The organism is Synechococcus sp. UW140 (assembly GCF_900474295.1).
In the GTDB taxonomy this organism is placed as follows: domain Bacteria; phylum Cyanobacteriota; class Cyanobacteriia; order PCC-6307; family Cyanobiaceae; genus Synechococcus_C.
This window is the reverse complement of record NZ_UCOB01000023.1, coordinates 1-12,836: the sequence shown is the minus strand read 5'-3', so window position 1 is coordinate 12,836 and position 12,836 is coordinate 1. Positions and strand designations below refer to the sequence as shown.

Below are 12,836 nucleotides of genomic sequence, written 5' to 3'. Positions count from 1 at the left end.
ACGCTGGCTAAAGCAGCACTTAGAAGGTTTTTCATAAGGTCTTACCGGTTTTGACCGCTTCGATTTATCTGGCAAACATGAGGCTCCTTTGTGAAACCTCAATCCGCTGCCTCAATTCAGCAATGTAGACCTCAGTGCTGTAAGGGCCAGGCCATATCTCCGCGCAAAAGTGCGACCACAATGGATATCCCAACTCGTTTCAATTCACATACCAGTTATTGGCTATGCTTGGCAGTCTTTTGGCTATTTTGGCTTTCTCTGCAGCAGTCATTTCAGACCAGAGCTTGTATTTGCAATCCAGTGCACCACGGTCCTTGAGTGCTTCTTGATAGCAAGCGGATAGCTCTGCAAACTCTTTGGCACGGACAACGGGAACGGTCATGCGGTTTGCCCAGTAGTCACTCATGGTCATAGAAACCAGTGGTACCAACATTTCTAGCAATGGAGAGGAAATTCGCTACTAGGCCTGTATTGCCGCTCATAGAGAGCAATTCTCCCTTCCCTCCAGGTTCAAGATCCCCGTAACAATTCCAGGAGTCCTTCTGGGCCTTCTAGGCATGAACTTGGGAGCCATGTAGACGAAGCCTGGCAGGAGAGTTGATTTGAGGGCAGACCTCACTCCTCACATCCCACATCCCCCAAATGGGGGATTTTTCAGTGCTCCCAGCAGCCAAGGCTGTTTCGCCATCCTGTGGGGATGCCAAGCAAGGACCGCCCGCTCGTTGATCGCCACGCACCGAAGAACGGGGAAGGCTGGCTGCTGAGTATTGAGCAACAGAAGGTCTGCCGGTTCAGGAATGACATGCCTACAGCCCATGCGAAGTGGGTGGAAGTCGAGACCAGATCACTGTCTGCGAAAGGCCGCCCGATCATTAGGCGTATGTTGCGCCACAACGCGATCGATGCCTGGGAAGCGATGCTGAAGGCAGGCTGGCAACCGTGCCCGCCACGGTGGTGATTAGAGATCAATCGGAATCAGAGCTGACCGACCCATTGGCAGAACTTCAAGTAGGCAGGGGTTCCGATGGCAACGACTGCGGCGAGTGTGAGAAGGGGCATTTCCACATCTCCTGAACTCCTTTCACCCTCTCCGCGGCACCCCACCCTTTCCATCCCCCAAATGGGGGAGATATTGAGATGAGTGGGGATCCATTGCGGCACCTACTCCCGCTCTCGGTCACATCGGTGCTGCAGCTATCAAACCACCAAGCATTTAGAGAGGTGCAACCTGACTTCGCGGCCTTACTCATCGCAGCTGCCTTCTCAATCGTTGGCTTAGCGATTGTGAGAATGGTTCCAAAGGCATCTCTCTTGGCCGCATTTTTCCTTGTTGGAGCTCTCTCGCTCAATGTCGCGCTTTCCTTTGCCTGAATCTCAGCAAAGCCAATAAGAAGTGCGCTCCTATCCCTTCAGCCAAGTCGATCCGCAGGATTGAGGGGGCTGGGGTTACTACCGAGCAGGCAACAAAAAACCCCACTTTTGGCGGGGCTGGTGAGGGATCATTGCCAGGGGTAGCGTCCGCCGACAACTATTCGCCCATTCGAATTGCAGGAGAGATAGATCGTTCAACTCCATTGCCGCCACAGGTTGGCTAGGAATTTGTGCGATCGTTCCACTTCATAGCCGACCCGAACGACACTTCCACCTTCGACGAGTTCTAATTGGTCATCAGACAGCTCGATGATTTGGGCTTGGATGTTGAGTTCAGTCATGGTTTTAAAAGTCAGTTGGGTGTGTGGGGTCGGTGGTGTTTCCTCCGACATTCACAAGATCACACCCCTTCTGGTGAGTCCCACTGCATGGTTCTGGTGATTGCATCAGTAGCTTCTGGTGAAGCTCTGGTGATTGATCCAGACCCATCTCACCACCTAGGCTGTCAACGCACGAAGACAACGAAAACCCCGCTCGTAGAAGGGGCTTTGTCACTGACTGTCCGCTTTGAGGCTTCAGACAAGGTAGCTGCCCCTGCGCTGGAGGTCACCAGCGCCGTCTTCTAATGCCTTCAGCTGTGCAGCCAGCCCCGCTTCACGCTGCTGCACTTGCTTACCTCTGGCCAGCTCTAGATCCATTCCCTGGTGTTCACATCGTCGGATTGATCCACGACGAGATCCTGCTTGAAGTGCCCAGGCATTTGGTGGATCAAGTCAAGGGAATTGCTCTGGAGCCCATGACCTCCCAGAAGGTCAAGGATCAATACCTCGGCGGCATTCCCTTGGAGGCAGATTGCAATGTTGCTGAGACGTGGGGTGAGGCTCATTAATCCACTGCTCAGCGCAGTGGCCTGATCACAGGCGAGCACCTTGCGTATCAGTTTTGGGATTCCTTCAAAACCTCTGCAAACACTGATTCGGCCACAGCCACGCAATCACCGACTATATCAATATCAGACGAAATCATTCCAAAAGCAACAGCCAAAACCTGGGAATTCAATTTACCCGCCGGCTGAAACTCAACAACAATCTCTCCATCAACTTGCAAAGCCTCATTGTTTTCAGAAAGGCTTGCCCTTAAAGCGCCGCCCACAACGGCAGCCTCATTCCACTTGAGCACCTGTTGACTTGAAGAAGGATTATAGGATGTAAATCTTTTGCCAGCAGGATCAATTTTAAAGTAGACCGTCTCTGATTTAGTCTCTCTATTGAGAAGCTTCTCAGTTCCCACCTCTGTGGAAATAAGCGTCATCTTATTTTCACATTTTAAATAAACAAAGTCATCAGCAAAGACAGGAGACGCTGAGAGCAAAAGAGAGACTAGGGCTAGAAAAGATTTCATCGACAGAAGCGAGATCCCAGAATAGTAGGTCAAACAAGCCAAGTCCCTCAACTGGAAATGGCCTGCATCAGCTTATTTCGAACAAATCAACAATGCCGGAGCACCCAACGAGAATGCACCTCCACAACGCCATCGAGGCATGGGAGCGGAGCTCAATTGCGGCTGGGTGCGCTGACAGTCTGTGATCAGCTTTTATGAGTCACCACTGATCCCGAAACTGGATCGGTGACACCAAGATCAGAAGATAGCTCCTCAAAGAAATCACGAACCCGGTTCAGGTGTTCGATCATGAGCGGACGGGCTGCGACCAGCTTTTCCTCGCTTTCCCATAGGCCTACAAAGCAGTAGCTGCGCTCTCCTGTCTTTGCCCAGTAGGCATCCAACATCCCCTCAGGGTTAACCCACTGCTCTGTCTCTGCGATGAACTTTTCCTCGCAACCCTCCTTACAGCGCACTCGAACGTTATTGAGGTAGGTGGCAGCCACTTGATGAATTCATCTCAAGCAATCATCTCACGAAAAATTGCATTGAGGGGTGACTCGCCCCCCCCATTGAGGGGATGTGTTCAGCCCGCCTCTAGACGCAGGCTGAACACAGGAAGCCAAAAACAAAGCTCACTGCCCTTCTGCTCTGCTCCATTGCTGTCTGACAGCTCTCACTCACCGACAATGGCCGGAGCAAAAAGCCATACAACTACTGGCTTGAGCGAACCAAGGGCCTACACACGAATCCAAGTAGACAAAGCTCGCAGCACGCTGCATTCGATTGCGGGCGGCCTTGCCCTTGGACTGCTCATGCGGCGGGAGAAGACAACTTAATCCTGTTAGATCCCATGAAATGCCTGGGCAGCACGCGTTGGGGTGTGACCAAGATCAAAGCAACCGTTGAGCCAGATCAATGAGTTGGGTGGCAATCACAGTGATGGTGAAAGGTCCCAGATACAAGTCAAATGACCTTGCTCGCAGTAGTCGCAGTCGTTGTCATCGGAACTCCGGCCTACCTAAAGTTCTGCCAGTGGGTCGGCAAGCTCTGAGGCCGATTGATCACCATTTCCACCGTGGTGCACATCGCTTCCAGCCTGCCTTAAGCATCGCGTCCCCGGCCTGGATGGCGCAGTGACTTTGTCATGCTTTTCCATCACATGCAGCGTGGTCTGATCGCCGATTCCTGGCCCCGGAAAGAGCCAATACCACCGAAGCAGTTGCCCTGAGCGTCTGCAAATAGCTGCCGTAGCCCCGAGATTACAAACAAGAATGCAAATGTGTACAGCCAATAATCAGCAGACTGTAGTAATTCAAGGGACTTTCAAGACCAAATGCATCTGCATTCTAATCAGTGGGTCGACGGCTCGAATCCATCAAGGGGCGTTAGTTACAGCAAGGGTTCTCGGAAAAGCTGAGAGCCACTTTTATTTTTTTGTGCACAAAACTGTGATCAAATCACCCTCGCCTAGGCTAGCCCCAAAGCTGGTTATGCAAGCGGCTTTCACAGACTGAATTCTGAACGCACGGCAGGGCATAAAACTCTTTAATGAAGAAAGAAAACATCGCTATGGCATCTTGCGGCTGGTTATGAAAACCATAATTTATCCACAGCAATGGCGGCGCCATCAAAGTCGCAGTCAATAAGAGTGGGTAAGTTCCTGGCAAGCGAGCATGGCCCGACTCGCCTTATCAGCACAGGTTCGATGGCAACGATCTATCAGCTCAAACCGCGTTTTCAGGCATTATTGAGACCACTCTCTTCGAGGCTTGTACGCAGCGGCGTAACCGCGAATGGCATCACCATTGCTGCCATCGCTCTCAGCCTAATCAGCGGCGCGGTGGTGATCGCTGCTTCGGATCACCCAGCTCTCCTACTGGTGATTCCACCGACCCTATTGCTTCGGATGGCGCTCAATGCACTCGACGGAATGATCGCGAGGGAGTTCAAGCAGAGCAGCCGAAGCGGTGCGCTGATGAATGAATTGGGAGATGTGATCTCCGACACGGCGATGTATCTGCCCTTCGGTCTGCTGCCAGGTGTTCAGCCCCTGCTTCTCGCCCTCACGGTGCTGCTTGGAGTGATCAGCGAAATGGCAGGTGTCGTGGCGGTGCAAATCGGTGCAGACCGCCGCTATGACGGCCCGCTCGGCAAGAGCGATCGTGCCTTCGCCTTTGGTCTACTGGCACTGCTGCTGGGACTTGGTATTCCTGCCGGCGAATGGTTCTCGATCGTGCTGGCGGGGCTGTGCCTGCTTGCCACCATGACTGTGGTGACACGCTCCCGAGCTGCTCTTATCACCCGATGACCATGCTCCAGCCAGTGATAGTGACCTTCGTCGTGATCATCGTGATCCTGTCGATCGCCACGGTTATAGCCAAGCGACTGCGTCGATCAGACCCAAGCGATGCTCACGAAAATCTCTGGCTGCGGTTACGTACCTGGTGGCAGATGGTGGGGGTGTTCGCAATGGGGATTCTTCTGGGAGGCGTCTGGTCGCTGCTGTTCTTCGCATTTTTAAGCTTTCTGGCCCTCAAGGAATTCTTCTCCTTGATCCCAACGCGTCGTGCGGATCGTCGGGTGCTCTTCTGGGCATACATGGCAATTCCGCTGCAATTTCTCTGGGTGCAATGGCATTGGTACGGCATGTTTCTTGCCTTTATTCCGGTGTTCTGCTTCCTACTTCTTCCGCTGAGAATGCTCAGCATTGGCAAGACCGATGGCTACCTCAAGGCAGCAGGGACCATCCAGTGGGGGTTAATGACCACGGTGTTCTGTCTGAGTCATGCAGCCTTCCTGTTGATCCTTCGACTGCCAGACAGTCCTGAACAGATTGTGGGACCTGGCCTGGTGATGTTTCTGGTGGTGCTGACCGAACTCAACGACATCGCCCAGTACATCTGGGGGCGCAGCATTGGGCGCAATCAGATTGCACCGTTGGTGAGTCCTAACAAAACCCGCGCTGGCTTTATCGGAGGCGTCACCACCACACTGCTCGTGGGAACGTTGATTGGGCCCTGGCTCACGCCTCTGGAAACATGGAGCGCTGCTTTGGCAGCCTTGATCATCGGCCTGGGAGGCTTCGCCGGTGATCTCAACATTTCAGCGCTGAAACGAGACCTAGGCATCAAAGACAGCGGCACACTGCTGCCTGGCCATGGCGGCATCCTTGACAGGGTGGACAGCCTCACCTACACAGCTCCGTTGTTCTTTCACTTCATTTACGCCTTGTTGCCATGGCATACCTATTCAGGAGCCGTGTGGTGGTCCGGTTGAAGCAACTCCAGAAAGCATTGTTCTTCCTGCTGCTGGTGAAACCGATTCTCAGCCTGATCATCGGCCTGCATATCCGGGATCAACAACGCCTGCCGAAACGAGGCCCCGCGCTGGTGGTTGCCAACCACAACAGCCATCTCGATGTGTTTGTTCTGATGAGTTTGTTTCCCCTAAGGATGCTGAGCAAGCTACGAGCTGTGGCTGCAGCGGATTATTTCCTCAGCAACCCTCTGCTCGCCTGGTTCAGTCTCAACTTGGTGGGCATCCTGGCGATCGATCGACACCCAAAACGTGGTCGCACCGATCCTCTTGCTCCGGTTGAGGCTGCACTCGCAAGGAATGAAATCGTGATCCTCTTTCCTGAAGGAAGTCGCGGTGATCCTGAAGTAATGACTCCCCTGCGCTCCGGCATTGCCCACCTGCTGCAACGACACCCGGAGTTAGAGGCCACTCCGGTTTTCCTGCATGGCCTTGGCAAAGCACTACCAAAAGGTGAGGCATTGCTGGTCCCATTTTTCTGTGATGCGCTCGTGGGTGAACCGATACGCTGGTCAGGAGACAAACAACAGTGCTTGAGCCAACTGATGAAGACCTTCAAGCAACTGGCCACGGAACTCAATGCTGCTACCCAGGAATAAAGCCATCAGGAATTGCAGAAGGGCCAATAGCGGCTATCTAGCGTATTGAACGAGACCCAGCCAAGCGGAAATCGGTTCCAACTCCTTCTGCCTATTCACACTTAACAAGCGGCTTGGGTCCTGAAAACAACGCAGGGCATAACTGCCTCAATTGAGCCCATCCCTTTTTCCAAAGTCATCAATCTCGAAGGTTCCCCAGGCTCTAAGTTGAATGCTTTTGGAAGCCACGTAAAAACCTGATCCAATACCTACACGAACCCATAGATTATTGAGTTAAAACTTGAAGGCGTTGCGGCCGATCGGGGTGCCGTTGACGCAGCCTGTGGCGGATTGCCGTCCTGATGGACGGATGACGCTGAATCCACTGGCGCCAGCAAGACTGGGGCTGCAAGAAGGTGACATCCAGGTCCAGCGCGACCAGCTGTTGATCCTGGGAAACAAGCCCATCGCTGCCGCGACAAAGCTCGCCAAGCTCGCTTTGAACTCGGACAGCCCCACCCCGTTGGGAGTGCAGAAGCCAATCACTGTGTAGTTGCAGCGCATCTCCGCAGGCCGAGGTGCTGCAAATACCAACTGGTCTACGCGAATTCCTGCAGGAGTTTCAGGACACTCACAAAGCCAGAGCAGAAAAATACTGGGAACACATCACCAGGATCCAGTATGAGCTTGAGCTCACCCTCGCAGGGGCGGGATGGGGGCCGCCGCGCTGAACACTCCGATTGCGATCACCCCTAGGGATACATCAGTACTGATATCGCACATTCTGAGCCGACTGCAATGCTGCCAGCAAAGCGAAAGCATCAGCGGCCAGGACCTCTTGCTGCGTCTTCGCTATGATCAAGTTGTGAATTGAGCTCGGATTGAAAGCCAATTGGCCGCACAACTTCCAAAAAAGACTGCTTTATTCATTCTTATAGCGAGCCTCACCTCTTCATGCTCGAGAGGTAATTTCATATATTCGCCGAGCCATGGACCATTCATGGATGAGATCATGGCTAGCACCAAAGAGGCAAATCCAATAATTCTTATTCCAGGAATTGGCGGAACAAGGCTAGTCGATGCGAGCAATGGAAAAACAGCATGGGGATCATATGGCTACAACAGCTTTTGGCCTTCCACGGAAAAAGACAACAAATTACTTGCCTTACCTTTGGCAGGCAACTCGACTACTTCGGGACAGGCCAAAAACAAAGTAAAGCCCATGTCTGTTATTGAACAAATAAAAATAAACCTATTTCCATTCTCAACTTTCGACCTAGCAATCTACGCAACAGTAGTAAGCTCTCTCGAAAAAGCTGGATACATACTCCACAAAGACAATCAATCAACAAGACCAGTAAAACCACATACAAACACTCCCATGTTTGAATTCGCCTATGACTGGCGGGAGTCAAATGCTGATAGCGCCATCAAGCTAAGCAACTTCATAAAGGCAAAATCAAAAGAACTAGAAAGCAAGAAATTATATAAAAAGGGGCAAAAGTTTAACATCATTTGCCACTCGATGGGGTGTCTTACAGCAAGGTACTATTTACGATACGGAGACCAAGGACTAGGGACTAATGAAACCGCCCCCAAACTCGACTGGAGAGGTGGCGATAAAATCGAAAATATAATCATGGTTGCCCCACCAAATAAAGGCTCAGGCGAAGCATTAAAAAATCTCCTTAATGGTTTCAATTTAGATAAAATCAAATGGCTGAAATACCCTTCCGCCGTACTCGGAACCATGCCATCAATGTACGAGCTCTTACCACGCAAAGACATAGTTCAGGTAACAGATCAAGAAGGGGGGAAAATTAACTTGCTTGACCCAAAACTATGGCAGGCAATGAGCTGGGGGATACTCAACCCAAACCAAGAAAAAATTCTTGCTCAAATTGCCCCCGCAGCTAGCACAAGCCAGAAACGTTACTCTTTAGCAAAAAATCTGCAAGCACAGCTACTGCAAAAAGCAGAATTATTCCATTCAAGATTAGACATAAAAAGCAAGCCCCCAAAGGGGCTTAAATTTTATTTATTTGCCGGCGTTGGCGAGCCGACAGAATCAAAAGTCCATATCAATACAGACACCAAGTCATCTTCATTTAAGAGCACAAAGTCCGGAGACGGGGCAGTCCTAAGAGCTAGTGCATATGCAATTGAAGACACCAAAATGCCAGAAAAAGGATCAATTATTGAATGGGAAAATGCAATATTTTTCCTCTCTAACCACTTGGGCCTGGTAAGGAATAACGATTTTTTCGTCAATCTTTATGATATTCTCATGTGGAGAGAAACTTTATCAAAAATGGGTGACAAGCTGCACCATAAAGACGATAGACAAATGAATAAGGACGCCAATTCAGGCTAACTACTCCAGGTGGAATCAGAAAAAGATCAGCATCATCAACCTAGCCAGGGCACTGACTTCTGACACCACTGATCAACAGTGTCACAACTCTCTCGGCTGCAGTCTGAGGCAAAAGCGACTGCAGCGTGGTGAGCATCTGAGCAAGCGGCACAAACAATGGGCACCGACCTGAAAGAAGCAGATTGAGTGGGCTCCAGAGGCCGGCTGGCTACTGCTTGAGGAGCTCCTGAAGTAGCCGCCACCTCTCATCTCTAACTTCAGGGTCACCAACCATCTGGATAACCCCAGTTGAAGGCCACCAGTTCAGCTTGAGATTGCTGACCCCATCATCAAAAAACGCCGATTCGAAATCGTGCCGGTGTTCCCAATGGCAGGGCACACCCAATTTCTCAACAGCAGCCTGGAGCTCAAGGAAGGACCCATGAAATTCCATTGGAGCTCTCCAGGGGCAAACAACCAATAAACCTCTAGCAACGCCAGGCGAGCCAAGCCGTATCGGAAGCTGGCGCAGACCCCTAGCGTCACAAAACCAGCTTTAGCCCTCGCTGGATGGAATGATCCGCTTGGCCCAGACCCTCAACGGCCGCACGACGCTGATCATTGATCTGGCTGTGATCGGAAAAAAGCTAACGACAGCATGGTCTGCAGTGGAACCCCGCATTTTCAAACAATGACCATGACGCATCTCCAATGCAAACAAGACTGAACAAGGAGCAGGCAAGAGGCACCAATGAAAGAACGGTAAAGCTTGGATGCTGAGCGATCAGGTGCAGAAGATCTGCCGGTTCATCAACGACATGCCAACAGCGCAAGCGAAGTGGGTCGAACTGGGAAAGAGATCTTTGTCGCGGATCGTCAGCCGGTAGCAAGGACGATTCTCAGCGACAATGCCAATAGGCCAATTCCTTCCATCAAGGCACTACATTGGCACCCATCAATCGCCATCTGGGATACCATTCACTCTCGCTAATTACACCGCATCTTGAAACCACTCTTCTTAAATTGCATGAGTCCAAGACGAAAGAAAAACGGCATTTATCCATTTCACAATGGAACCAGAGATTTCATATTTTGCCTGCCCCTGCACTGACCTACCAATCGTTTCAGCATCCTTGAGCCCGAGGGAGACCTGGAGCCGCATTTGATTGTGTGCCGGTAGTTCTGGCAGAACCAGACATAGCGCTTTGAGCAGCCATGCCCCAAGTGCCATTCAGTAGCCCGGCCCTGAGCGATGTTGGCTATTGCCTACTGAATAGCAGCAAAGCCTAAACTGCCTACTGCAGCGGGCAGCAGCATCTCAAGCAAGTCATTCTGCGCTCAATAGAACCTGTTCAATGCAGCGTTCACTGCGCCTTTCGCTATCGCTGATCTAATCAAAGGATTTAGTGCCATCACCGCCATTGCAGTTGGCTCAGGGCTGTTGGTGGGATGTGATGGGCGCAAGCGGCTTGCGTTCGCCAGCTCGCTGAGCGGGGCAATCGCTACCTGCAAAGCAAACGCTCAGTTCAATTTAACTGCAGACCGTGAAGCCCTCGAAAATGATGGATCCGGTAGATATCACTCTGGCAAAGACGCCCTTCGCGACGTGCTTTCGACCCCTTGCGACACGAACTATGTCCTCGATGACGGGCTGGACTGGGGTGAAATCTGCGCGGTCAGCGATGGCGCGACGATGCGAGTTCAGAAATTCATTCCAGATAAGCCCAGCATCGACGCCCCAAACTGGGACAAGTCATTTGTCAAAAACACCTTTATCGCGTTGGTCCTGTACCCCTGCAGATACGGGAACGGCTGCGAAAAGGTTCTCGTTTCTAATCCCGTTCGGTGGGTCGTGCGAAACCCCAGCAAGTGCAACCTACCCACCAGTTCGCTGAAGCCATAACAGTGCCCACCCAAGGGGACACTGACCAGACAGATGCCGCCAAGCAAGTGCAAGACCAACTGCGCTCAAGGCAGTCGGTGGATCTGCAGCAAGCTGAGTACAACTGGTTTTCTGTATCCAGAAACGTCCATTTCAGAGTCGCACCCCAATCGAGCGCAGGCCTTAAGAACCCAGTCATGCCCTTAAAAACCCTTACGACGACTGGGCTGAAATGTGCCTTTTCAGCAGTCAATCGATGGATGCTTCGAATCCATCACGAGGGTGTAACGCAAGCCTTCTCAGCCAAGCTCAAGCTGCATCAGGCGGTTGTGTATTGCGATGCCCCGTCAGCGCAGGGGGAGAGGGGAGAGCATTTCACCAGAACTTCACCCGATAGTGCAAAGCTCCTCACCAGAGCCTCACACGGGGGTTCACCAGCAATGCTGTGATCTTGAAGGAGTCGAGGGGCAACACCCCACACTCACGCAACCAACGACCCAAACCATGATGACTTTCCAACTGAAAAATCCTTGCATCGCTGCTGAGGAAACCAAGATCAAAGCTCAGGAGGTACAGCACGAACTAGATGATTCTGTACTTGAATTGATTCACGGAGGGCGTGCCTTTAGTAAGCCAGCTCTGTTGAAAGACATGTATCTCTAGCCATCGAAACTTCACACGAGTCCGAAGGTTGAAGCACAGCACAACGCCCCGCCATTCGCGGGGCTTTGAACCGGCTCTACCACGATGCGATCAACACCTGAGCGACAGTTGAAGCCAAGTATCGAGCACAACGGTGAATCAAGAGATGGTCTGCCAATCGAGAGACAACAGCACTCCACTAATCGACAAGTCATCACCTCATTCACCACCTAAAACAGAAGTCCTAAAGACGTTCGCAACAACTGCTACAACCAACAAACCGAACGAAGACAGGGCCCCCTCAGTGGCCACTGGCCACTCACGGGCAGTGCTCAAAGTGCATTACCTGAAATGATGAGCTGCCGTTCGGCAGCAAGCAAGGACGTCTAACATTCTGAGGCGACGATGCGAGCCCATGCCGGAAGAGTTGAAAAAAGGCTCTGGATGGATGGCTGCTCCTGTGGATGGTGGCTACCGAGTCACATATGACGATCAAGACATCTGCATCTCTGTACTAGTGAAGGATCCAGCAGAGATCGAGGCGAAGAGAAGATGCATGCTAAAAGCCCTTAGAGTCTTGAAAGGTGAAAGCTCAGCCAAAGGGATTCATGCAGATGTATCGCTGCCACCTCTAACATTCAACTGATAATGCAGCCACAAGTCAAAACCGGAAACTACTTTTGCAGAACCCGATCACATTTGTACTTCACCGTCACACCCAAAACGAGAAGCTGATCGCAGACTAACACCATAAGCAAGTCAAGCAAAAGCCTTCATCAATAGCGGGAAACTATTAAAAATCAAGCCGTTCTGCAGAAACGTATTTGATCAACCCATTCCGGATTGATTGCAAGCCAAGCGAAATACCACTGACTTGAGACTCTCAATCCGGCAACATGCTTAATTGGCTCCACCATGAATGCCAAAGCATTCCTTGTCGGCCAGTTCAAAATTTTGATCCAACGGAATGAGGTCAGCCTGCGAGCGAGACGAAGTCATCATGAACTTGCAGCAAGAGAAGCCTGCGACATGTGTAATGTGACCCCTCAACTTCTTCCAGATCACATCCCTTCTGATGAGCCCAATTCACAGCCTTGGTGGAAGTACAGGCAGGTTCTAGTCAAGCTGTTGCGAAGCAGTCAAATCCCATGCTTCGCTTCGCCTGGCGAACGGACAACAGAAGCCCCGCTCCTGGCGGGGCTGGGGCAGTCATCGTTTTGCCTGGGTATCGATCAATAGCCGTAGCGCGGCTGCTGTTGATAGCCATAAGCAGGCTGGTGATACACCGGAGCCTGAGGCGCAGGGGCGTAGT

At 51.6% G+C, this 12,836-nt stretch carries 12 protein-coding genes; 6 read left to right on the top strand and 6 right to left on the bottom strand.

Annotation, left to right across the window (positions count from 1 at the left end; translation table 11 throughout):
- Positions 1-199: 199 nt before the first annotated feature.
- Complete coding sequence (locus DXY10_RS08350; RefSeq protein ID WP_136989125.1) at positions 200-406, bottom strand: hypothetical protein; 207 nt, start codon at positions 404-406, stop codon at positions 200-202.
- A gap of 291 nt (positions 407-697) precedes the next feature.
- Here DXY10_RS08350 and DXY10_RS08345 point away from each other — a divergent pair, with 291 nt between their 5' ends.
- The gene (locus DXY10_RS08345) at positions 698-958 is read left to right on the top strand and encodes a DUF1651 domain-containing protein (protein WP_115018444.1); all 261 of its coding nucleotides are present in this window, start codon (positions 698-700) and stop codon (positions 956-958) included.
- A 607-nt stretch (positions 959-1,565) separates the two neighbouring features.
- On the opposite strand, the gene DXY10_RS14725 is transcribed toward DXY10_RS08345, so the two are convergent.
- Positions 1,566-1,763 carry a hypothetical protein gene (locus DXY10_RS14725; protein ID WP_206749694.1) on the bottom strand — a complete coding sequence of 66 codons (198 nt, stop codon included), beginning with the start codon at positions 1,761-1,763 and terminating at the stop codon, positions 1,566-1,568.
- 233 nt (positions 1,764-1,996) lie between these two features.
- Here DXY10_RS14725 and DXY10_RS14280 point away from each other — a divergent pair, with 233 nt between their 5' ends.
- Complete coding sequence (locus tag DXY10_RS14280; protein WP_136989122.1) at positions 1,997-2,260, top strand: hypothetical protein; 264 nt, start codon at positions 1,997-1,999, stop codon at positions 2,258-2,260.
- A gap of 47 nt (positions 2,261-2,307) precedes the next feature.
- On the opposite strand, the gene DXY10_RS08325 is transcribed toward DXY10_RS14280, so the two are convergent.
- Positions 2,308-2,772 carry a hypothetical protein gene (locus DXY10_RS08325; protein ID WP_136989120.1) on the bottom strand — a complete coding sequence of 155 codons (465 nt, stop codon included), beginning with the start codon at positions 2,770-2,772 and terminating at the stop codon, positions 2,308-2,310.
- Between the two features lie 185 nt (positions 2,773-2,957).
- A complete protein-coding gene (locus DXY10_RS08320) occupies positions 2,958-3,257 on the bottom strand; it encodes a hypothetical protein (protein ID WP_115018439.1) in 300 nt (99 codons plus the stop codon).
- A 1,202-nt stretch (positions 3,258-4,459) separates the two neighbouring features.
- On the opposite strand from DXY10_RS08320, the gene DXY10_RS08315 reads away from it, so the two are divergent.
- From DXY10_RS08315 to DXY10_RS08305, 3 genes are read left to right on the top strand one after another with little or no spacing between them, the layout of a single operon-like run.
- Positions 4,460-5,062: a CDP-alcohol phosphatidyltransferase family protein gene (locus DXY10_RS08315; protein ID WP_115018437.1), complete on the top strand. Its 603-nt coding sequence runs from the start codon at positions 4,460-4,462 to the stop codon at positions 5,060-5,062.
- On the top strand, positions 5,059-6,030 hold the full coding sequence (locus tag DXY10_RS08310; RefSeq protein ID WP_115018435.1) for a phosphatidate cytidylyltransferase: 972 nt from the start codon (positions 5,059-5,061) through the stop codon (positions 6,028-6,030). Before DXY10_RS08315 ends, DXY10_RS08310 begins: the two co-directional genes overlap by 4 nt.
- Positions 5,991-6,668, top strand: a complete 678-nt coding sequence (locus tag DXY10_RS08305; RefSeq protein WP_198412988.1) for a lysophospholipid acyltransferase family protein — start codon at positions 5,991-5,993, stop codon at positions 6,666-6,668. The genes DXY10_RS08310 and DXY10_RS08305 overlap by 40 nt, the downstream gene beginning before the upstream one ends.
- A 273-nt stretch (positions 6,669-6,941) precedes the next feature.
- Here DXY10_RS08305 and DXY10_RS08300 read toward each other — a convergent pair whose 3' ends face one another.
- Positions 6,942-7,211: a hypothetical protein gene (locus DXY10_RS08300; protein WP_115018433.1), complete on the bottom strand. Its 270-nt coding sequence runs from the start codon at positions 7,209-7,211 to the stop codon at positions 6,942-6,944.
- A gap of 436 nt (positions 7,212-7,647) precedes the next feature.
- Between DXY10_RS08300 and DXY10_RS08295 the strand changes: the two genes are divergently transcribed.
- Entirely contained in the window at positions 7,648-9,021 is a 1,374-nt protein-coding gene (locus DXY10_RS08295) for a triacylglycerol lipase (protein ID WP_115018432.1), read from the top strand.
- A 2,269-nt stretch (positions 9,022-11,290) separates the two neighbouring features.
- On the opposite strand, the gene DXY10_RS14585 is transcribed toward DXY10_RS08295, so the two are convergent.
- The gene (locus tag DXY10_RS14585) at positions 11,291-11,461 is read right to left on the bottom strand and encodes a hypothetical protein (RefSeq protein ID WP_170955757.1); all 171 of its coding nucleotides are present in this window, start codon (positions 11,459-11,461) and stop codon (positions 11,291-11,293) included.
- Between the last annotated feature and the right edge of the window lie 1,375 nt (positions 11,462-12,836).